Source organism: Pseudomonas xionganensis (assembly GCF_009763245.1).
GTDB classification, from domain to species: Bacteria; Pseudomonadota; Gammaproteobacteria; order Pseudomonadales; family Pseudomonadaceae; genus Aquipseudomonas; species Aquipseudomonas xionganensis.
Window position 1 is genome coordinate 2,558,630 of the sequence record NZ_WKJZ01000001.1, and the last position, 20,334, is coordinate 2,578,963.

General features: G+C 65.0%; 18 protein-coding genes. 6 read left to right on the forward strand and 12 right to left on the reverse strand.

Going from position 1 to position 20,334, the window contains the following annotated elements:
* Positions 1 to 20 precede the first annotated feature (20 nt).
* Positions 21 to 326, reverse strand: a complete 306-nt coding sequence (locus GJV18_RS11890; protein ID WP_160345671.1) for a class I SAM-dependent methyltransferase — start codon at positions 324 to 326, stop codon at positions 21 to 23.
* Between the two features lie 556 nt (positions 327 to 882).
* Between GJV18_RS11890 and GJV18_RS11895 the strand changes: the two genes are divergently transcribed.
* Together GJV18_RS11895 and GJV18_RS11900 are read left to right on the forward strand one after the other, a co-directional pair.
* Positions 883 to 1,827, forward strand: coding sequence for an alpha/beta hydrolase (locus tag GJV18_RS11895; protein WP_160345673.1), 945 nt, complete (start codon positions 883 to 885; stop codon positions 1,825 to 1,827).
* A 45-nt stretch (positions 1,828 to 1,872) separates the two neighbouring features.
* A complete protein-coding gene (locus GJV18_RS11900) occupies positions 1,873 to 2,889 on the forward strand; it encodes a lipase secretion chaperone (RefSeq protein WP_160345675.1) in 1,017 nt (338 codons plus the stop codon).
* Between the two features lie 52 nt (positions 2,890 to 2,941).
* Here the strand turns inward: GJV18_RS11900 and GJV18_RS11905 are convergent, their stop codons facing one another.
* Both GJV18_RS11905 and GJV18_RS11910 read right to left on the reverse strand, forming a co-directional pair.
* Positions 2,942 to 3,376 (reverse strand): DoxX family protein, encoded by a 435-nt coding sequence (locus GJV18_RS11905; protein WP_160345677.1) that lies wholly within the window; start codon positions 3,374 to 3,376, stop codon positions 2,942 to 2,944.
* A 105-nt stretch (positions 3,377 to 3,481) separates the two neighbouring features.
* Positions 3,482 to 4,870: an MltF family protein gene (locus GJV18_RS11910; protein ID WP_160345679.1), complete on the reverse strand. Its 1,389-nt coding sequence runs from the start codon at positions 4,868 to 4,870 to the stop codon at positions 3,482 to 3,484.
* 201 nt (positions 4,871 to 5,071) lie between these two features.
* On the opposite strand from GJV18_RS11910, the gene GJV18_RS11915 reads away from it, so the two are divergent.
* Positions 5,072 to 5,881, forward strand: coding sequence for a TatD family hydrolase (locus tag GJV18_RS11915; protein WP_160345681.1), 810 nt, complete (start codon positions 5,072 to 5,074; stop codon positions 5,879 to 5,881).
* Between the two features lie 274 nt (positions 5,882 to 6,155).
* Positions 6,156 to 7,637 (forward strand): methyl-accepting chemotaxis protein, encoded by a 1,482-nt coding sequence (locus tag GJV18_RS11920; RefSeq protein WP_160345683.1) that lies wholly within the window; start codon positions 6,156 to 6,158, stop codon positions 7,635 to 7,637.
* Between the two features lie 77 nt (positions 7,638 to 7,714).
* Here the strand turns inward: GJV18_RS11920 and GJV18_RS11925 are convergent, their stop codons facing one another.
* The 5 genes from GJV18_RS11925 to GJV18_RS11945 form a co-directional block, all read right to left on the reverse strand.
* The gene (locus tag GJV18_RS11925) at positions 7,715 to 8,512 is read right to left on the reverse strand and encodes an acyl-CoA thioesterase (RefSeq protein WP_160345685.1); all 798 of its coding nucleotides are present in this window, start codon (positions 8,510 to 8,512) and stop codon (positions 7,715 to 7,717) included.
* An 84-nt stretch (positions 8,513 to 8,596) separates the two neighbouring features.
* A complete protein-coding gene (locus GJV18_RS11930; RefSeq protein WP_160345687.1) occupies positions 8,597 to 9,361 on the reverse strand; it encodes a CHAD domain-containing protein in 765 nt (254 codons plus the stop codon).
* 19 nt (positions 9,362 to 9,380) lie between these two features.
* Positions 9,381 to 11,381 (reverse strand): transglutaminase TgpA family protein, encoded by a 2,001-nt coding sequence (locus tag GJV18_RS11935; RefSeq protein WP_160345689.1) that lies wholly within the window; start codon positions 11,379 to 11,381, stop codon positions 9,381 to 9,383.
* Positions 11,378 to 12,331, reverse strand: coding sequence for a DUF58 domain-containing protein (locus tag GJV18_RS11940; protein ID WP_160345691.1), 954 nt, complete (start codon positions 12,329 to 12,331; stop codon positions 11,378 to 11,380). The genes GJV18_RS11935 and GJV18_RS11940 overlap by 4 nt, the downstream gene beginning before the upstream one ends.
* Entirely contained in the window at positions 12,328 to 13,245 is a 918-nt protein-coding gene (locus GJV18_RS11945) for an AAA family ATPase (RefSeq protein WP_160345693.1), read from the reverse strand. Before GJV18_RS11945 ends, GJV18_RS11940 begins: the two co-directional genes overlap by 4 nt.
* Before the next feature lie 174 nt (positions 13,246 to 13,419).
* Between GJV18_RS11945 and GJV18_RS11950 the strand changes: the two genes are divergently transcribed.
* A complete protein-coding gene (locus GJV18_RS11950) occupies positions 13,420 to 16,104 on the forward strand; it encodes a cation-translocating P-type ATPase (protein WP_160345695.1) in 2,685 nt (894 codons plus the stop codon).
* A gap of 3 nt (positions 16,105 to 16,107) precedes the next feature.
* Here the strand turns inward: GJV18_RS11950 and GJV18_RS11955 are convergent, their stop codons facing one another.
* From GJV18_RS11955 to selD, 4 genes are all read right to left on the reverse strand, one after another.
* On the reverse strand, positions 16,108 to 16,716 hold the full coding sequence (locus GJV18_RS11955; RefSeq protein WP_160345697.1) for a flavin reductase family protein: 609 nt from the start codon (positions 16,714 to 16,716) through the stop codon (positions 16,108 to 16,110).
* A 3-nt stretch (positions 16,717 to 16,719) separates the two neighbouring features.
* Positions 16,720 to 16,998, reverse strand: coding sequence for a hypothetical protein (locus GJV18_RS11960; RefSeq protein ID WP_160345699.1), 279 nt, complete (start codon positions 16,996 to 16,998; stop codon positions 16,720 to 16,722).
* 65 nt (positions 16,999 to 17,063) lie between these two features.
* Entirely contained in the window at positions 17,064 to 18,164 is a 1,101-nt protein-coding gene (gene mnmH, locus GJV18_RS11965; RefSeq protein ID WP_160345701.1) for a tRNA 2-selenouridine(34) synthase MnmH, read from the reverse strand.
* Complete coding sequence (gene selD, locus GJV18_RS11970; RefSeq protein ID WP_160345703.1) at positions 18,164 to 19,198, reverse strand: selenide, water dikinase SelD; 1,035 nt, start codon at positions 19,196 to 19,198, stop codon at positions 18,164 to 18,166. The genes mnmH and selD overlap by 1 nt, the downstream gene beginning before the upstream one ends.
* A 106-nt stretch (positions 19,199 to 19,304) precedes the next feature.
* On the opposite strand from selD, the gene GJV18_RS11975 reads away from it, so the two are divergent.
* Positions 19,305 to 20,333, forward strand: coding sequence for a patatin-like phospholipase family protein (locus tag GJV18_RS11975; RefSeq protein ID WP_160345705.1), 1,029 nt, complete (start codon positions 19,305 to 19,307; stop codon positions 20,331 to 20,333).
* The last annotated feature ends 1 nt before the right edge of the window (position 20,334 follow it).

Sequence of the window (20,334 nt, forward strand, 5' to 3'; positions counted from 1 at the left end):
GAGAGTTCAGGTCCCATCCATCAGCGCCGGGTAATCAGGCCCTGGCGCGCCACCCGCACCAGCTGGCGCACCCCGTCTTCCAGTTGTTCGGCGCTGGGCGCCTGAATCACCGCCAGATCGAAACTGTCGCTGGCAAAACGGCTCAGGGATTCACCGTCATGGGTGAACTGGATCATAAAGGTGGAGGGCGCGCCCCAGCGCTTGGGCCAGCCGTCGAGGTAGCGCAAAAGCGTCGGCTGATGGCTGCCACCCAGCAGAATTCTCGGGTTGCGCAACGGGCCACTGGTGATGGGGGCCAGACGAATATGGGGTTGGGGACAGGTCATCTGTGTGTCTCCGCCTCGTGAATCCCGCTGGGCAGCGGTGAGAGGCGACACCGAACCAGCGCTTTAGCGGTATTTCGAAGCCTCGGTGAGAACTTCTCAGGGTTCTGTGCATGACAGGTCACCCGGCGCCCCGCAAGTAGCTGTTTAAATCGGCGCATGAGTCGGCATCCTATGAACCCTGCGCGGGACTGTCAACAAGCAGCTTTTCAAGGCGCAAGAGGTGCCCCCATCCTTTGCCCCATCCTTTGATTGGCCGCATGACAAAACAGCCTGGATTTACCCCTGCTCAAGCGCTTTTCTGGGCCTTGGCTCAGGGCTATTTGTGGCGAATCCACCGGCCTGGCGGTTTCGCCCCGTAACAGCGGCAAGCACAGCCCGATGCCGGATCAACACCGGCATCGGGATCAAACAAGCGTTTTAGAGCCATCCCCGCGCCAGGCACGTCACCTGGCATGTTTTCTGCGATACCACGCTGGCCCGAATTTGCCTCCGGGACGGAGGTAGCAGGTCGCATGGAATGCCCGCACTGCCCGACTCACCTACTGCGAGCGTACTGATGAATAACAAGAAAACCCTGCTTGCCCTTTGCCTAGGTGCCGGCCTGATGGCCACCACCCAGGCCAATGCCTTCTGGTTCGGCTCCTCCGGCTACACCCAGACCAAATACCCCATCGTCCTGGCCCACGGCATGCTCGGCTTCGACAGCCTGCTGGGTGTCGATTACTGGTACGGCATTCCATCAGCCCTGCGCCGTGATGGCGCCAGCGTCTATATCACCGAAGTCAGCCAGCTGGACACCTCCGAAGCCCGGGGGGAGCAGCTGCTGGAACAGGTCGAAGATATCGTCGCCATCAGTGGCAAGCCCAAGGTCAACCTGATCGGCCACAGCCACGGCGGCCCGACCATCCGCTATGTAGCAGCCATTCGCCCGGATCTTGTGGCCTCGGCCACCAGCGTCGGTGCGCCGCACAAGGGCTCGGCCACCGCCGACTTTATCCGCCAGGTCCCCCCGGGCTCGGCCGGGGAAACCCTGCTGGCCGGCATCGTCAACGGCCTTGGCATGCTGATCAACTTCCTCTCCGGCAGCTCCAGCACCAGCCCACAGAACGCTCTGGGCTCGCTGGAATCACTCAACAGCGAAGGCGCAGCCCGCTTCAATGCCAAGTTCCCTCAGGGCATCCCCACCACCGCCTGCGGTGAAGGCGCCTACAGCGTGAATGGCGTGCGTTATTACTCCTGGAGCGGCACCAGCCCGGTGACCAATATTCTCGACCCCAGCGACCTGCTGCTCGGCGCCAGCTCCCTGACCTTTGGCAGCGAAGCCAACGACGGACTGGTTGGGCGGTGCAGTTCGCGCATGGGCAAGGTGATCCGCGACAACTACCGGATGAACCACCTGGACGAGGTCAACCAGGCCTTCGGCCTGACTAGCCTGTTCGAAACCGACCCGGTAAGCGTTTATCGCCAGCATGCCAACCGCCTGAAAAACGACGGTCTGTAATCCCTCTGGGGCCCCTGCGGGCCCCTTTTCGTGCCGAGCATCGCCGTGAAAAAACTCCTGCTGCTTTCCCCCCTGCCCTTTGCCGCCTGCCTTGCGGTGCTGCTGTACCTGCAGCAACCCGAACCGGGCCAGGCGCCGCAACAGCCGCTGCTGGAACAATCGACGGCAACGACTGCCAGCAGCGCCAGGACAAGCACTGCAGCCAAGTCTCAACCCGCCCCCAGCCTCAAGCCGCTGCCCGCCTCCTTTGCCGGCACCGAGGTGGACGGGGTATTTCGCCTGGATGCCGCCGGCAACCTGCTGGTCAGCGAGGATATCCGGCGTATCTTCGATTACTTTCTCGCCGCCGTAGGCGAAGAACCCCTCAAGGCCAGCGTCGAACGCCTGCAGGGCTATATCGCCAGGCAGTTGGCCGAGCCGGCCAGGCAGCAAGCCCTGGCCCTGCTGGAGCAGTACCTGCTGTACAAACGCGAACTGGTGCTGCTGGAGCGTGACCTGCCGCAAATGGCCAGCCTGGACGCCCTGCGCCAGCGCGAACTGGCCGTGCAGGCCCTGCGCGCGCGCCTGTTTGACAATACGACCCGACAGGCCTTCTTCGCCCGCGAGGAAGCCTATAACCAGTTCAACCTGCAACGCCTGGCCATCGTTCATGATCCACGCCTGGATGATGCGGCCAAGGCCGCAGCCGTCGACCAACTGCGCAACAGCCTGCCCGCCGAGATGCAGGACGCCGTGCTACCGCAGCTGCAGAACGAGCTGCGCCAGCAGACCGCACAGCTCAAGGCCGCCGGTGCCAGTGCGGCCCAGATCCGCCAGTTACGTCAGCAACTGGTCGGCAGCGAAGCCACCCAACGCCTGGAAGCCCTGGACCAGAAACGCCAGCACTGGGCCAGGCGCATCGCCCAGTACCAGTCGGAGAAAGCCGCCATCGAAGCCAACAGTGGCCTGAGCCAACAGGAAAAGAGTCGTGCCATCGAGCGCCTGATCGAAGCCAACTTCGATGAGCGCGAACGCCTGCGCCTGGAGGCCGCCGCACAACTGGCCTCGACACGCGCAAACTAGAAAACGCAAAGGCCCTCGCAAGGAGGGCCTGTGTCATGGCTGCAATCTGTGTTCAGGAGGCGATACGACGATCCAGCGACAGCTTGCCGGCCCCTTCGATCATCACTGCCAGGCTGATGGCCAGCAGGGCCAGGGCGAATTCGTAGCCGTTGTTGCTCATAAAGAAGCCGTTGGCCAGGTGCACGGTAACGATGGCCACCAGCATGGTCACCGCCAGCACCGCCGCGGCAGGACGCGCCAGCAGGCCGACAATCAGGGCCAGGCCACCGAAGAACTCGGCGCTGCCGGCCAGCAGGGCCATCAGATAGCCCGGCGCCAGACCGATGCTTTCCATCCACTGGGCCACACCGGCCAGGCCGTAGCCGCCGAACCAGCCGAACAACTTCTGCGCGCCATGGGCGGCAAAGGTGATACCGGCGATGATGCGCAGAATGGTCAGGCCATAGCCGGCCTGGGTTGCAGCAAGGGATTTGATCAGGTTGTTCATGTGCAGTGGCCCTTCTTGTTGGGAGTTGGTGAACAGAGAATAGCCCAATAATCGAATATAAAAAGCGCATAAATACGCTTTAATAAATCAAATAAATCGATTTATTTAAGGTTCCAGCAAATAGCGCTCACGCTGATAGGCCAGGTGATACTTGTTCACGCTATTCACATAGCTGACCACCCCCATGCCCATCTGCTCCATGGCCACCCGCTCCACCTGGAAATACCACTGATTGGGGTTCAGCCCACGTCGGCGCGCCTCGGCCCGCAGACTCTGCACCCGCTGAGGGCCCATGTTGTAGCCGGCCAGGACAAAGGCCAGGCGTTCGCGCTCATCGAGCTGGGGGCTGTTGAAGAAGTTGCGCCGGATCATCGCCAGGTATTTGCTGGCGGCCAGTACATTGCCCTCCAGCGAAGCAATATCACTGACCCCGACACTGCGCGCCGCCCCCGGCGTCACCTGCATTAGCCCGGTGGCCCCGGACGCCCCGCGAGCGGCGGGGTTGAGGGTCGACTCCTTGAACGCCAGGGCAGCCAGGAGTAGCCAGTCGAAGCCCTGTTGCTGGGCATGGCGCTGCAAGACCGGGCGCACCTTTTCCAGGCGCTGGCGCTCCACCCGTCCCAGGGGGTACTGCACCCGATACAGGCGCCGGTAGACCCGCTGCAGGGCCACATCCTGATCGGCCGGCTCGCGATAGCCCTTGATAAAGCGGTCGACACTGGCCCCCAGCATGGTCGCATCGCGGCGCAGATACCAATGCATGGCGCCTTCCCCGGCCAGTTGCAGATGGCGCTCCAGGCGCAACCTGGGCATGACCTTGGCCCAGCGTTCGGCGATTGGCAGCTCCACCGCGGTCATGCTGAAGATCCCCGCCTGCACCATCTCCAGCACGTCCTCCACCGCCAGGCTGGCATCGCCCCACTCCAGCACCACGGGCGAGCGCTTCTGCTCGATCAGGTTCTGGTTGAGCAGACGCAGGGATTCGGCCGCCACGCTGCCGCGGGGCAAGGCCAGGCTGCGCCCGGACATCTGCTCAAGGCTCTGGTAGCGACGATCGGCCTGGCGCGAAACGATGATCAGCGGCACATCCCGGCGTAGCGGCGCACTGGCGCGTAGCTGACTGCCCGGCGGCTTGCTCAACAGCTCCCCCGGCGCCACCAGATCGCCTTCGCCACGCAGCAAGGCGGCCAGTAGCTGATCCTTGGCCTTGGGAATGATCTTCAAGCTCAGGCGCCGACCATCGCCCGCCGTGCGGTTGAGATACTGCTCAAAAGCGCGCAGGCGCTGGTATTCGATACCGATCGCCTGGCCTTTGACCTGCCCCGAACTGTTGCGACTCTGATTGACCAGCACGCGCAGCTCGCCACTGCTGCGAATGCTTGCCAGATCACGACTGGCCGCCATATTGGCCGGGCCAGGCAAGGCGCTGCCGACCCGCGCAGCCACCGGCCAGCTCAGCCACACCAGACACAGCAGTAGCAGGGCTCGCAACATCAGGGCTCCGGCCTGTGGCAATAAAGGGATCATTCAGAGTGCGCGCAACCGTCGACAGTTCCCGCGGCATCAAGGTTGCGAAGCTTGGCACAGCCACCCGTGCAGCGCACCGGTCAAGCGCACATAAACGACAGACCAGGCGGGCTTAAAGTTGCACGAACGCCTCTGCTATGCTGCGCCGCTCATTGAGCGGGTAGCCCCATGCAACTGATCGATATTGGCGTCAATCTGACCCACCCCAGCCTGGCCCACGACCGCGAAGGGCTGCTGCAACGAGCCTATGCAGCCGGCGTGCAGCAGATGCTGCTGACCGGCACCAGCCTGGAGGAAAGCCAGCAGGCGCTGGAGCTGTGTCAGCAACTCGACGAGCGCGGTGAGCGCCTGTTCAGCACCGCTGGCATCCATCCCCACGATGCAAGCAGCTGGAGCGTCGACAGCCAAAACCGGCTCAAGGCCCTGCTGGGCGAGGCGCGGGTCAGGGCCGTGGGCGAATGCGGCCTGGACTTCAACCGCGACTTCTCGCCACGGCCGCAACAGGAAAAGGTACTGGAGGAACAGCTGGCCCTGGCGGTGCAGCTACAGATGCCGGTGTTTCTCCATGAGCGCGATGCCAGCGAGCGTCTGCTGGCCATCGTCCGCCATTATCGCGATCAGTTGCCGGCCCTGGTGGTGCACTGCTTTACCGGGGAAAAGCGCGCCCTGTTCGCTTATCTGGATCTGGATCTGCATATCGGCATCACCGGCTGGATCTGTGACGAGCGCCGTGGCACCCACCTGCATGAGCTGGTGGGCAATATCCCGGCAGGCCGGTTGATGCTGGAAAGCGATGCGCCTTTTCTGCTGCCGCGCAGCCTGCGCCCCAAGCCCAAGAGCGGCCGCAACGAGCCGGCCTATCTGATCGAGGTGCTCAACGAGGTCGCGCGCCATCGCGGTGAAACCGCCGAACAACTGGCCGCCCACAGCACCGCCTGCGCCCGGGCTTTTTTCCGCCTGCCCGAGTTCAGCGGCTAGCCGGCTGTTGAAACGTAGGCGAGGCAGGCAAGACAAGGAAAAAGCGGCCGAAAAAGCGGAGTGTACGAGTTGTACATGAGCATTTTGAGGCCGTTTTTAACGCCGGATAGCCCACGCAGGTAGTTTTTCAACAGCCCGCTAAAGTCTTTGGTATCCGGGTCGTTACAGACTGCAAGGCAAAGTTGATGGAGATCAACGGCCCTCGGGCCGCTTTGCCCGATACTGCTGGCACTTTGCCAAAGTGCATCCCCCGCCACTGACAGAAGACATCACCATGGGCAACTGGGTTAGCGATCTTTCCCTCAAATACAAGTTCTGGGCCGTCAATGCGGTCGCCTTCTTCACCACCTTGCTGCTGGTGCTCTATGCCCTGCAACTGGAGCAACAGGTGCAGCGCGACCTGGCCAAGCAGGCCGCCCAGCAACAGGCCAGTCTGCTCACCCAGTGGCCGGCCGAGCAGCCCCTGCCAAGCAACGCGCAGCTGATCAGTTTTGCCGAAGGCAGCACCCCGCGTCTGGCCAATAATCAGGGCGCCCTGCTCAGCCGCGCCCGCGGCTGGGTCGAGATGCCCGCCGCAACCCTGAGTGGCGAGACCCAGCTGATCGGCGCCGAGGTGCTGGTGCGCGCCGATGGCCAGCGCATCGCCGTACTGGCCCAGGCTCCCAGCCTGCTGCAGTTGTTCTTCGAGCGCGCCTTCAGTTATGCCGTGGTGGTGGCGGTGCTGATGCTGATCCTGCTGGCCGCCTCGCAGCTGTTGATCCGTTTTCTGCTCAGCCACCTCAATACCCTCAAGGATGTGATGCTGCAGGTTGAACGCAGTGGTGATCTGAGTGCCCGAGTGCCCCTGGATTGCCGCGACGAAGTGGGCCAGATGGCCAGTGCCTTCAACGCCATGCAGGCCGGCTACCAGCGTGTGGTGTGCATCGTCGCGCAGTCCGCCGCACGCCTGGACGAGGGTGCTGAACGCCTGGCCGTGAGCATGCGCGAGGTACGCCAGGGCATGCTGGAGCAGCAGAGCGAAACCGAACAGGCCGCCACCGCCATCAACGAAATGTCGGCCACCGTGCACCATATCGCCGAACACACCGCCGATACCCGTGACCAGTCGAAGACCGCCGAGCAACTGGCCTGCAGCGGCCAGCAAGTGGTCAACAAGGTGGCTCAATCGATTGCCGGGCTGTCCAGCGGCGTGCAGCAGACCGCGCAGATGATCGAACGCCTGGCCGCCGACAGCCAGAAGATCAGCGGCGTGGTCAACGAGATCCACGGTATTGCCGAGCAGACCAACCTGTTGGCCCTCAACGCCGCCATCGAAGCGGCCCGCGCCGGGGAAATGGGCCGCGGTTTCGCCGTGGTGGCCGACGAGGTACGCAACCTGGCCAAGCGGGTGCAGGACTCCACCGACGAAATCACCCAGATGATCAACACCCTGCAGAGCGGCACCCGCGACGCCGTGGAGTTTATGCAGGACAGTTCGATCAAGGCCGACGAGTGCGTCAAGCAGGCCGACGAGGCCGGCGAAGCCCTGAACGCCATCACCGGGTCAGTGGCCCATATGCGCGAGAGCAATACCCAGATCGCCGTGGCCGCCGAGCAGCAGAGCCAGGTGGCCGAGGAGATGAACCGCGCGGTGATTCGCATCCGCGACGTCACCGAGCAAACCGTCAATCAGACCAGCCAGTCCGCCGCCACCAGCGGCGAACTGGCGGAACTGGCCGGCGAGCTGAACAAGGCGATTCGTCAGCTCAAGCTGTAAACATCGGCTCGCAGGGTGCGCTGTGCGCACCAACGCTGACTGCAAAACACGGGTGCGCGCAGCGCACCCTACGGGACCTAACCAAATACCGCCACGGTCTGCCGGCTGATGGCCAGCAGCTCGCCCGCCGGGCTCCACAGCGCCGCCGCCACATGACCATAGCCATCCTGGGCGTGTTCGATCTGTGCGCGGTACAGGCACCAGTCCTGGGTGCTCAGCTCGGCCACAGGCTGGACGAACTCGATGGTCCAGGTCAGCGAGCTGCCCGGTGCCGGCGTCGTCAGATGCGGTAACACCGCCGGCGGCCAGGCATCCACCAGGGCCAGCAGATGGCTCTCATCCACCCTCTGCACCTCGCTCTGCTCGCGCAAACGAACCCAGCCGCCCATTTCCCGCGCCTTGTTGCCGCTGAAAGGCATGCCGCCGAAGGCCCAGCGCATGGCCAGAAAACGGGTAAAGGCCGGGGTGACATTGGCGATATAGGGCAATTCCTGGCACGCTTCGGCGGCTGGCGCCTGGGGCGCAGGCTCGGCGCTGACCTGAATGCGCGATTCGCGGCTGCCACCGAAGCTGCCCTGCACCAGAGTCACCACCTGGCCGTTCTGCACGGCACGGCCCAGCACCTGGCTGACCGCCTTGCCTTCGCGCAGCACCTCCACCTCGAAACTCAGCGGCACCTCGGGTTCGGCCGGGCCGACAAAGGTGATGGCCAGGGAGCGCACCGGCCGTCCGGCCGGCACCTGGGCGCGCATGGCTTCGTACACCAAAGCCGCCATCAGGCCACCAAAACTGGCCCGGCCCTGGGCCCACTGCTCTGGCACCTGCAGGCTGTGCGGCTTGCTGCGCACCGCCGCAATCAATTCGGAAAACTGCATAACCACCTCACAGGCTTTAACTCGCCAGCGATCTTAGGGCAAAGAATCGCCCCGGACACAGGGCATTTCGGCCAAAGCCGAGGCTCAGTTAGAAAGTTTTTCTACCAGTTTTTCCAGCAGCCGGTCGGCGCGCCGAGCCTCAAGCGCCATGGCCTGCTGCCAGCTCAGCCGATAGGGCGCCAGGTCAGGCTCGCTGTCGGCGCGCAGCAACCATTGCCAGTGATCATGCCAATCGCCCAGGACACTCTGGGCCTGCTTAAGCCAGCCGGACAGCTCGGTCCCAAGCTGGGCCTGACGCGGATACTGCTCGGCCCCGTAGCGCAGGCGCTTGATCAGCAAACGCTGACGATGGCGGTCGTGCGCCGGATCCTGCAGTGCCTGCAGCAAACGCTGGCGATCCTTGTGCAGACGGCGACGAATGGCTCTGTTCAGGCCACGCAACTGGCCGCAGGCGGCGGCCTGGTGCCACTGCCCTGGCCAGTTATCCAGGGCCTGCAGCAGTTCATCCAGGGCCGGACTGGCCAGCAACTGGCGATAACCGGGCGCCAGCTGTGCGGCCCGAACCGCTGCAGCCGCTGGCCAACCACGGCGCTGCAGCTCACCGGCCAATACCTCAAGATCACGCAGGGGGCCGCTTAATCGGCCGAGGGCGGCAGCACGCTGCTGCAACGCAGCGCAACAGGGCAGATCCACCAGAGGGCGCAACAGGCTGCGCAACTGGCGTAGGGCAATACGCAGGTCATGCAGCGCCTCCGGGTCGGTCTGTGCGGCCAGGCGCTCGCGACAGGCCAGCAGGCGCACCTGCAGGCGCAGGACCTGGCTCAGCAGCTGATTGGCAATGGCCGTCATGCGGCATCCCCCATAAGCATCAATGTTCGCCCTCAATTCGGCTTAGGCGCCAAGGCAGGGCTCGGCGCAAAGCCCTGAGTTGTTGCCGCAATTGGCGTGGCGAGCCCGCTTCACCGGCATAGCGCTGCGCTTCAAAGGCCTGGGCAAAGGCCATGATTGCCGCGCGCTGATGCGGCAACGCCCGAGCCGCGCGCTGGGCAAAGTCGCGGGCTCCTTCCCCTGGCTGACGACGCAGACCATGGCGCGCCAACAGCTGCTCAAAGGCGCGGAACACCCGCTGCTGCCGGTCCGTTTCGCGGCGCCAGGGCTTGAACAGCCACAACGCCAGCAGGCCCAGCAGCAGACCGCCACCGCCGACCAGGGCGAGAATCAGCGAACGGCTGTCGATACGCCCCAGCAGACGCTGCAATACCTTGAGCTGCTGGGCGCTCTGATAGCCCAGCACCCAGCGCTGCCAGCCGTAGTTGAGGTTGTCCCAGCTCAGACGCAACTGGTTCAGCCAGCCCAGCTGGCGATAGCGCAAGGGCGACAGCGGCGAGTCTTCGAGAAAGCTCTGTTCGGCTGCCAGGGCTTCTTCCAGGCCCAGCTCGATGCGTTCCGGGGCGATCTGGAAGGTCGGATCGACGCTGCGCCAGCCGCGCCCGGGCTGCCAGTATTCGACCCAGGCATGGGCATCGAACTGACGCACCTGCACATAGTTGCCCGACGGGTTGAATTCACCGCCCTGGTAGCCAGCCACCACGCGGGCCGGAATGCCGGCGGCGCGCAGCACAAAGACCATGGCCCCGGCGTAGTGGGCGCAAAACCCACTGCGGGTCTCGAACAGGAAATCGTCGACATTGTTCGGCCCCAACGCCGGCGGGCGCAGGGTATAGGCATAGGGCTCGCGGTTGAAATGGCTCAGCAGCGCCGCCACCAGCTGCTCGGCCTCAGGGTACTGGCGCGCCAGCTCGGCGCCCCAGGCGCGACTGCGCGGCTCACCCTCTGCGGGCAGCTGCAGATTGCGCCGCAGGCTGGCCGCATCCAGCTGCATCTGGCGCAGCGACTCGGGCCAGGACACCGCCTCATACAGCAACACCCGCTCCACCGGCTGACGCCGCTGCAGGCGAAAATCACTCAGCTGCCGGGTGCCTTCAAGGCCGGTCTCGGCCACGTCCAGGGCAAACAGCCAGCGCTGTGAATTGGGCTGCATGATGATGCTGTAGCTCAGGCTGGCGCCGCGCTTTTCCCAGCTGGGCTGGCGCTCCAGCTGCGCCGCGCCGGCTTGCGACCAGCGCCGACCGTCGAAGTGTTCCAGGGTCAGGGCGCGCCAGTACAGCTCGCTGCGCGGCGGCGTGGCGCCTTCGAAACTGGCGCGAAAGGCCAGGGCCGGGGAACGGCTCAGCTCGGCGATATCCGCCGGCGTCATGCTCTCGGCCAGCCCGCTGGTGGCGCGATCCTTGGGCAGCGGCAGTGACCACAGCGGGCCCATGCGCGGGAAGAACACAAACAGCAGCAGCATCAGCGGCACCGCCTGCAGCAGCAAGCCGCCGGCCAGGCGCAGAGTGGCCAGGGGCTGCGCCGCCAGGGCGCTCTGCTGCAGGCCGATCAGCGCCGCCAGCAGCGCCGTGACCGGCAACAGGCTGAACAGGGCGGCCAGCATGCTGTCGTTGAACAGATAGGAGGTCACCACGGCGAAGAAGCCGAGGAAGATCAGCACCAGGGCATCGCGCCGGCTGCGCATTTCCAGCAGTTTCAGCACGAAGGCGGCGATCAGCACCACCACCCCGGCATCCAGACCGATCAGGCTGCCGCGCGATAGCAGCACGCCGACGACCACGGCCACAATCAGCCCGGCCTTGGCCCAGGCATTGGGGTAGCCGGCGCGCATGCGGTAGATCTGGATACGCCAGGCCGCGCAGCCCAGCCACAGCACGATGATCCAGGGCGGCAGATGGCCCAGGTGGGGAATGATCACCAGCACCTGGGCTACCAGCAGCCAGCTCAGGCTGATCCGCGGAATCGTCTGCAACGCGCTCATCGCGCCACCCCGAACAGCGCCAGCGCACGCAGACAGGCCTCACGATGGGCCTCGCCGCCCGCTACCTGCACATGAAAACCCGGCAGATGCAGGGCAAAGGGCTGCTGGCGCTCGGACAGCTCCAGCACCCAGTCGCAGAGCAACGACAGGCGCGTTTCCACATCGCCACCCAGCTGCTCGAAATCCAGCTGCGGGTCGCGCCCGCTGAGGTTGGCGAAATCCTTGACCAGCAGGCCCTGGCCACGGGAATAGGCCTTCCAGTGCAGGCGCCGCTTGGAGTCGCCGGGCTGGTAGTTCTTCAGGCCCTGGTAGTCGTCGGCGCCCTGGCCGTGGGCGCGACTGCCCTCCTCCTGATCCTCGTCCAGTCCCATGGACTGGGGCAACTCACCCGCCAGGGGGCGAGGATAGACCAGCACCGCCTGATCCAGGTCGACCCAGCTCCAGGCCACCAGAATGCCCAGGGGGAAGCGGCTCTCCACCCGCAGCCGGCCCGGGCGCAACCAGCCACGGCGCTCGGCCGGCACAGTCAATTGCACTTCACTCAGGCCACCGCCGGCCACGTCCTGGATCTGTAAGGGAGCCGGCGGCCAGCCCAGGGCAATGGCCTGGTGCGGCCGCTCGCGGCTTTCCAGGCGCACGTTGAAGCGCGCCTGCTCACCGGCAAACACCGCCGGCGCCCCCGCGGCCTTGAGCACCAGCCCGGCCAGGTTGCGGTAGGTATGCAGGATGGCCACGACAAACACCGCAGCCAGGAGAAAGGTCAGGCCATAGGCCAGGCTGTTCTGGTAGTTGATCGCTGTCAGCAGCATCAATAACAGCGCCAGCATAAAGGCCAGGCCGACCCGGCTGGGGACGATAAAGATGCGCCGCTGATTCAGCCGCACGCTGGTCGCCGCTGGAATGCGCCGGGCCAGCCAGCGGTTCCAGCGGGGTTTGAGCTGGGCGATCAAAGCGCCGACACCTCACGCAGCAGCCACTGCACCAGGCTGCCGCCGCCGTGGCCGGCCGGATCGGCCTGCTCGCGCAGGCGGTGACTGACCACCGAGGGCAATACCGCCTGCACATCCTCGGGGATCACATAGTCACGGCCATCGAGATAGGCCCAGGCCCGTGCCGCCGCCAGCAGCGCCAGGCTGGCCCGGGGCGACAGGCCCCAGGCGAACTGGGCCTGGGTGCGGGTGGCTTCGACCAGGCGCAGCACATAGTCGACCAGGGCATCACTGACCCGCACCTGGGGAATCTGCGCCTGGATCTGCGCCAGCTCGCGGTGATCCAGCAGCGGCTGCAGGGTCGGCAACAGGTTGCGCCGGCTATCGCCCAACAGCAGGGCCTTCTCCGCCGCCTTGCCCGGGTAGCCCAGGGACAGGCGCATCATAAAGCGGTCCAGCTGCGACTCCGGCAGGGCGAAGGTGCCGCCCTGGCTCACCGGGTTCTGCGTGGCGATCACAAAGAACGGCTCGGGCAGCGGCCGGGTCGCCCCTTCGATGGTCACCTGGCCCTCCTCCATGGCCTCCAGCAGCGCGCTCTGGCTCTTGGGGGTGGCCCGGTTGATCTCATCGGCCAGCAGCAGTTCGGCAAAGATCGGCCCGGGATGGAAGACGAACTGCCCGGTATCCTTGTCGAACACCGAGGTGCCGAGGATATCGCCGGGCAGCAGGTCGGAGGTGAACTGAATACGCTGAAAGCTCAGGCCCAGCACGCGGGCCAGGGCCTGGCTGAGGGTGGTCTTGCCCATGCCGGGCAGATCTTCGATCAAGAGATGACCGCGGGCCAGCAGGCAGGTCAGGGCCAGTCGCACCTGGGGTTCCTTGCCCAGCAGAACCTGATTGACCGACTGCAGCACAGCATCCAGTTTGACGCGCATGGCTCACTCCTTATGACAGACCCTCGATGCTACTGCGCGCCATGGCGAGCGCATAGGCGCATGACACGTTTGCTGACGAACTTGTTCGCCCGCCTGGCCCATTAATTGACCCAGGCCAAGATTAGCGGTGTTGATCCTGACTAGGCTGAAGTCCGAGTCACAGTGGAGTCCCCCATGCCAGCCCCTCACGCCCATGACTGGCACAGCCAGCCGGCCGAACACAGCCTCCAGCAACTGGCCAGCGATGCCCAGGGCCTGGCCAGCCCGGAAGCCGCCCAGCGCCTGGCCGAGCATGGCCCCAATCAGCTGCCGGCACGCAAGAGCGCCGGTCCGCTCAAGCGCTTTGCCCTGCAGTTCCACAACCTGCTGATCTACGTATTGCTGGCGGCCTGCCTGGTCACCCTGCTGCTGGGCCAGTGGCTCGACGCTGCAGTCATCCTGGGTGTGGTGTTGATCAACGCCTGCGTCGGTTTTATCCAGGAAGGCAAGGCGCAGCAGGCCATGCGCGCGATCCAGCGCATGCTCAGCCTGGAAAGCCGGGTACGACGCGACGGCAAGGTGCAAAGCATCAGCGCCGAACAACTGGTGCCCGGGGATGTGGTGCTGCTGGAAGCCGGCGACCGGGTACCGGCGGATCTGCGCCTGCTGGAAACCCGCGACCTGCGCATTGAGGAAGCGGCCCTGACCGGCGAATCCCTGCCGGTGGACAAGCAGCCCGACGCCGTCGTCGCCCAGGCCAGCCTGGGCGACCGCAGTTGCATGGCCTATTCCGGCACCCTGGTGAGCGCCGGCAGCGCCGCCGGGGTGGTGGTGGCCACCGCGGGACACACCGAGCTGGGCAAGATCAGCCATATGCTGGAGCAGGTCGACGGCCTGCAGACCCCGCTACTGGCGGATATGGCCCGCTTTGCCCGGCTGCTGACCCTGATCATCCTGGGCCTGGCTGCCCTCACTTTTATCCTCGGCGTCGGCCTGCGCGACTACAGCCCGGGCGAGATGCTGATGGCCGCCGTGGGGCTGGCGGTGGCGGCCATCCCCGAAGGCCTGCCGGCAGTGCTGACCATTATCCTGGCCCTGGGCGTGCAACACATGGCCAGGCGCCGGGCGATCATCCGCCATCTGCCGGCGGTGGAAAGCCTGGGCGCGGTGACGGTGATCTGCTCGGACAAGACCGGCACGCTGACCCGCAACGAGATGACCGTGCAGCAGGTGTTTACCGCAGCCCACTGCTACCGGGTCGATGGCGTCGGCTATGCCCCCGAAGGCCAGCTGCACTGCGACGACGGCCAGCTCTGCGATATTGCCCAGTCTCACGATCTGCTTGAACTGGCCCGCGCCGGCCTGCTGGCCAACAATGCCACCCTGTTCAGCAACAACCAGGGCTGGGGCATTACCGGCGACCCCACCGAGGCGGCGCTGCTGACCCTGGCCGGCAAGCTTGGTTTGCAGCACGGCCATGAAGCGCAGCTGCTGCCCCAGGTCGATGCCATCCCCTTCAATTCCGAGCAGCGCTGCACCGCCAGCCTGCACCACGATCACGCCCATCACGGCCTGATCTATATGATCGGCGCCCCGGAGCGCCTGCTTGCAGTGTGCAACCGCCAGTGGCGCGACGGCCGCGCCGAAGCCCTGGACATCCGCCACTGGCATCAGGCCCTGAACAGCGGCGCCAGTCAGGGTTTGCGCATGCTCGGCCTGGCCATGCGACCGCTGGCGGCGCCGCAGCATGAACTGAACTACGAAGACCTCAATGGCGACTATGTGCTGCTGGGTCTGGTGGGCATGCTCGACCCGCCCCGGGAGGAAGCCATCGCCGCCATCGCCGAATGTCACAGTGCCGGCATCGCGGTGAAGATGATCACCGGCGACCATGCCGGCACCGCCAGCGCCATCGCCACGCGCCTGGGCCTGAGCGGCGGCCAGCCCCTGACCGGCAACGAACTGGACAAACTCAGCGACGCCGAACTGGACCGCCTGTTGCCGCACACCTGCGTCTTCGCCCGCACCAGCCCGGCGCACAAGCTGCGCCTGGTGCAGCGCCTGCAGGCCAGCGGGGCGCGGGTGGCCATGACCGGCGACGGCGTCAACGACGCACCGGCGCTCAAGCGTGCCGACATCGGCGTGGCCATGGGCATCAAGGGCACCGAGGCGGCCAAGGAGGCAGCGCAGATGGTGCTGGCCGACGACAACTTCGCCACCATCACCCATGCCATCGAGGAAGGCCGCACCGTCTATGACAACCTGCGCAAGTCCATCCTGTTTATCCTGCCGACCAATGCCGGCCAGGCCCTGATCCTGCTGGTAGCCATCACCCTGGGCCTGGTGCTGCCGATCACCCCGCTGCAGATTCTCTGGGTCAATATGATCAGCGCCGTGACCCTGGCCCTGGCCCTGGCCTTCGAGCCCGCCGAGGACGACCTGATGCAGCGCCCGCCACGGGACCCGGCCGCGCCCCTGCTCAGCGGCGAGCTGCTCTGGCGCGTGCTGTTTATCGCCGCGTTGATGACCCTGGCCAGCCTCGGTCTGTTCCACCTCAGCCAGGAGCAGGGCTGGAGCCTGGAGGCCAGCCGCACCCTGGCGGTCAACGCCATCATCGCCTGCGAAATCGGCTATCTGTTCAGCAGCCGCCGCCTGCTGGCGCCGGCGCGTTTCGGCTGGCGTGACAATCCCATGGTCTGGAGCATGGTGCTGTGCATCAGTGGCCTGCAGGGACTGTTCAGTCACTGGCCCGTGCTGCAGGCGCTGTTCGCCACCGCAGGCCTGCCGCTGGCGGCCTGGGGCCTGTGCCTGGGGCTGGCGCTGCTGACCTGCGCCCTGGTGGAAAGCGAGAAATGGCTGTTGCGCCGCTATCAGCGCTGACCCTCAACCCGGCCGCTGCAGATCGAAACGCTCGGTGGTGCGGGTATAGGAGGCGCCGCCCAGGCGACCAATCAGATCCAGGCGCGCCGGATCGATGCGGCCCTGCTCATTGAGCACGGCATCATCGATATGGGCCAGCAGCACTTCGGCAAAGATCAGATTGCAGTTCGCGGCAGTCGGCGGATAGGGCAGGATCTGCGCCACGCGACACTCAAACGCCACCGCCGCCACGGCGACCCGCGGCGGCGCCACCCGCTGCGAAGGCGCCGTGGCAATGCCGCAATGCTCGAACTCGCTCTGGCCGTGGGCCAGCTGCGCCGAACTGGCATTCATCGCCTCGGCCTGCTCGAACGACACCAGCTGGATCACCAGCTCGCCCGTGGCCTGAACGTTGAGCAGGGTATCCTTGAGGCTGCCGTCAGCCCGGTGATTGACATTGACCAGCAGGGTCGGCGGATCGTCGCTGATCACCTGAAAGAAGCTGAACGGCGCCAGATTGCTCAACCCGTCCGGCGACTGGGTCGACACCCAGGCGATCGGGCGTGGGGTGATGGTGGAGGCCAGCCAGCGGTAGCGCTCCAAGGGCGTGAGCGCGGCAAAGTCGAGCAGCATCGCTTAGCGCCCTGCCCGGGATTCACGAATATAGAAACGCGCCCGCTCGGACTTGGCGGTGCAGCCGCGGTAGGCCTCGAACTGCTGCTGGGTCTTGGCCGCCGTCAACAGCGACAGCGCCTTGGAGTAGCTCACCGTGCCGGCAAAACCATCGGCCTTGGCGATATCCAGCTCGCGCCAGGCGGCATCCAGCTGGTTGGCGCAACTGTCCCGGTAGGCCGTCTTACCGGCACAACCGCTTAATACCAGTAACATCACGGGCAACAGCATCAACAACTTCATGGGGTGTAGCCTCTTGTGGATCGGATAGGCAATAAGACGCATAAATCCGGTAAAAGTGCCCGTGTTCAACCTGCGCGCCGCTGGCGCAGATACTCCACCAGCCCCGCCTGCTCGCCGACGAACTCGATACGCCCGGCCTTGCTTTCGCGCTGGAACACATACATGGGGTCGTAATACTCCAGCAGCAACGCCTCGATCCAGCCGCGATGGGTATCCACCGCGCCGCTGGCGCCCTGCTCGCTCAGGGCCTGCTGCATGATCGCCGCCAGACGCTGGTAGCGTTCGCCGCCCAGGCGCTTGCGGATATTTTCCAGGCTCTGTTGCAAGCGCTCGGCATAGGCGGCAAAACCCTGCTCCTCGCCCAACTGGTCGACGAACTCGGCGCACAGCTCCACCACATAGGCCTGCAGAATCCGCTCGGTGCGACTGGCCAGGCTGTCCTCCAGCCAGACCAGGGGCAGCTGCTGCATGGCCTGGTGCAACTCCAGGGGCAGAGCACACCGGCCGATCAGCCGCGCTTCGTCTTCCAGTACAAAGTGCTCGATACCCGCCGCGCGCTTTTTCAGGATATCCACGGCCAGGGCATTCTCGAAATCGATCTGCGATGGCTGCGCGCTGGCCCGCTTGCCGAAACTGGAGCCGCGATGATTGGCGTGGCCTTCCAGATCCAGGCTGTTGTTCAGGGCGGCGATCACCTCGGTCTTGCCGGTGCCGGTCATGCCGCCCACCAGCACCCAGTCACACTGCTGCACGGCCTGCTGGATGGTCTCAAGCAGAAAGCTGCGCATGGCCTTGTAGCCACCGAGCACCCGCGGATAGTCGATGCCCGCCTCCTCCTTGAGCCACTGCTGGACGATCTGCGAGCGCAGACCACCGCGAAAGCAGTACAAATAGCCTTCCGGATGGGCCTTGGCGAATGCGGCCCAGGCATTGATCCGTTCGGCCTTGATGGCACCTGAAACCAGCTGATGCCCCAGCTCGATGGCCGCCTGCTGGCCCTTCTGCTTGTAACAGGTGCCCACTTTCTGCCGCTCGCCATCATCCATCAGCGGCAGATTCACCACCCCCGGAAAGGCGCCCTTGGCGAACTCCACCGGAGCGCGCATGTCCATCATCGGCACATCGTTAAGAAAGAGTTCGCGGTAGTCGCTGCTGTTCTCGCGCATCAGATCACCTCGACGGCGTAACGCTGTCGCTCCTGCAACTCGCCGATGGGCTCAAGCGCCAGGCCCAGCTCGGCGGCCAGGGCAAGAAACTCGGCCTCGCCCTCGGGCGCCACCGCCACCAGCAACCCGCCACTGGTCTGCGGATCACAGAGCAACTGCTTCTGCTCCTCACTCAGCGGCGCCACGCGCTCGCCATAGCTGTCGAAGTTGCGCAGGGTGCCGCCGGGTACGCAGCCGCGCTCCAGGTAATAGTCGACGCCCGGCAGGCGCGGCACCTTGGCGTACTCGATACGGGCCGTCAGATTGCTGCCTTCGGCCATTTCCAGCAAATGGCCGAGCAGACCGAAGCCGGTGACATCGGTCATGGCCCGCACCGCCTCAAGCTTGCCAAAACGCGAGCCCGGTTTGTTCAGGGTGCACATCCAGTCCCGGGCCAGGCCCACATCCCCGGTGCGCAGCAGGGCCTTCTTCTCGGCGGTGGTGAGGATGCCGATACCCAGGGGCTTGGTCAGGTACAGCCGGCAACCGAGCGTGGCGCTGTCGTTGCGTTTCATATGGCGTTTGTCCACCAGGCCGGTGACCGCCAGGCCGAAGATCGGCTCGGGGGCATCGATGGAATGACCGCCGGCCAGGGCAATGCCGGCCTCGTCACAGACTGCACGGCCACCGCGAATCACCTCACGGGCCACTTCCGGCGGCAATACATTCACCGGCCAGCCAAGAATGGCGATGGCCATCAGCGGGTCACCGCCCATGGCGTAGATATCGCTGATGGCGTTGGTCGCGGCGATACGGCCGAAATCATAGGGATCATCGACAATCGGCATAAAGAAGTCGGTGGTGGAGACCACCCCACGCGCCTCGTCGATACCGTAGACAGCCGCATCGTCGCGCGAGGCATTGCCCACCCAGAGCCTGGGGTCCAGATTCTGCGCCCCACTTCCGGCCAGTATCACGTCCAGCACCTTGGGGGAAATCTTGCAGCCGCAGCCAGCACCATGGCTGTATTGGGTCAAACGTATGGGCTCGCTCATTGCAACGCTCGTATGCGGGTCGACGGGCCGGCGATTCTAGCAAATCGCGCCTTGGCGGCGGGCAATGCCGGGCGTATGTTGCAACAAGAAAATCGGGGGATTATTTATGAGCAAGCGTATCGCGCTGGTACTGGGATCCGGGGGTGCGCGGGGCTATGCCCATATCGGCGTGATTGATGAGCTGCAGGCCCGTGGCTATGAGATCGCCTGCATCGCCGGCTGCTCCATGGGCGCGGTGGTGGGCGGCATCTTTGCCGCCGGCAAGCTGAACGAATACCGCGACTGGACCCAGAGCCTGGATTATCTGGATGTACTGCGCCTGCTGGATGTGAGTTTCCGCCTGGGCGCCATCCGCGGCGAAAAGGTATTCGGCCAGATCCGCGAAATCGTCGGTGAAATCGACATTGAAGCCCTGCCCATCCCCTTCACTGCGGTGGCCACCGACCTGACCAACCAGCAGGAAATCTGGTTTCAGGAAGGCTGTTTGCACCAGGCCATGCGCGCCTCCGCGGCGATCCCGAGCCTGTTCACTCCGGTGGTGCAGGGCAAGCGCATGCTGGTCGATGGCGGCCTGCTCAACCCCCTGCCCATCGTGCCGGTGGTATCCAGCCACTGCGACCTGATCGTCGCGGTCAACCTCAACTCAACCAGCGGCCCACACTATGAGCTGCCGGTAATCGAACGCCCGGCGGCGCTCAAGGGACGCATCGACCAGCTGATGAACAACCTGGGCTCGCGCCTGCCCAGCTTCAAGCGCAAACCGGGGGAAGACGACCAACTGCTGCTGCTCGAAAACGCCGCCAACCAACTGACCGAAACCGCCATCAACCCCTGGCAGCAACATGCCCGCCCCGCCCTGGACAAGGCCGCCATGCCCAAATCCGCCAGCGGCTCGCGACTGGCCGACCTGAGCGGCCCTGCCTCACTGCTGGAATTGATCAACCAGAGCTTCGAGGTGATGCAAACCTCCCTGGCCCAGTACAAGATCGCCGGCTACCCGCCGGACATCCTGATCAACGTGCCCAAACGCGCCTGCCGCTTCTTCGAGTTCTACAAGGCGCCGGAACTGATCATGCTTGGCCGCCAGGTGGCCAGCGACACCCTGGATCGCTATGAGCGCGGGGAGAATCACTAGC

Excerpts from the sequence above, each read along its gene's own strand:
- GJV18_RS11890 (WP_160345671.1), bottom strand. The coding sequence starts at position 326 with ATGACCTGTCCCCAACCCCATATTCGTCTGGCCCCCATCACCAGTGGC.
- GJV18_RS11895 (WP_160345673.1), top strand. The coding sequence starts at position 883 with ATGAATAACAAGAAAACCCTGCTTGCCCTTTGCCTAGGTGCCGGCCTG.
- GJV18_RS11905 (WP_160345677.1), bottom strand. The coding sequence starts at position 3,376 with ATGAACAACCTGATCAAATCCCTTGCTGCAACCCAGGCCGGCTATGGC.
- GJV18_RS11910 (WP_160345679.1), bottom strand. The coding sequence starts at position 4,870 with ATGTTGCGAGCCCTGCTACTGCTGTGTCTGGTGTGGCTGAGCTGGCCG.
- GJV18_RS11915 (WP_160345681.1), top strand. The coding sequence starts at position 5,072 with ATGCAACTGATCGATATTGGCGTCAATCTGACCCACCCCAGCCTGGCC.
- GJV18_RS11920 (WP_160345683.1), top strand. The coding sequence starts at position 6,156 with ATGGGCAACTGGGTTAGCGATCTTTCCCTCAAATACAAGTTCTGGGCC.
- GJV18_RS11925 (WP_160345685.1), bottom strand. The coding sequence starts at position 8,512 with ATGCAGTTTTCCGAATTGATTGCGGCGGTGCGCAGCAAGCCGCACAGC.
- GJV18_RS11930 (WP_160345687.1), bottom strand. The coding sequence starts at position 9,361 with ATGACGGCCATTGCCAATCAGCTGCTGAGCCAGGTCCTGCGCCTGCAG.
- GJV18_RS11935 (WP_160345689.1), bottom strand. The coding sequence starts at position 11,381 with ATGAGCGCGTTGCAGACGATTCCGCGGATCAGCCTGAGCTGGCTGCTG.
- GJV18_RS11945 (WP_160345693.1), bottom strand. The coding sequence starts at position 13,245 with ATGCGCGTCAAACTGGATGCTGTGCTGCAGTCGGTCAATCAGGTTCTG.
- GJV18_RS11950 (WP_160345695.1), top strand. The coding sequence starts at position 13,420 with ATGCCAGCCCCTCACGCCCATGACTGGCACAGCCAGCCGGCCGAACAC.
- GJV18_RS11955 (WP_160345697.1), bottom strand. The coding sequence starts at position 16,716 with ATGCTGCTCGACTTTGCCGCGCTCACGCCCTTGGAGCGCTACCGCTGG.
- GJV18_RS11960 (WP_160345699.1), bottom strand. The coding sequence starts at position 16,998 with ATGAAGTTGTTGATGCTGTTGCCCGTGATGTTACTGGTATTAAGCGGT.
- mnmH (WP_160345701.1), bottom strand. The coding sequence starts at position 18,164 with ATGCGCGAGAACAGCAGCGACTACCGCGAACTCTTTCTTAACGATGTG.
- selD (WP_160345703.1), bottom strand. The coding sequence starts at position 19,198 with ATGAGCGAGCCCATACGTTTGACCCAATACAGCCATGGTGCTGGCTGC.
- GJV18_RS11975 (WP_160345705.1), top strand. The coding sequence starts at position 19,305 with ATGAGCAAGCGTATCGCGCTGGTACTGGGATCCGGGGGTGCGCGGGGC.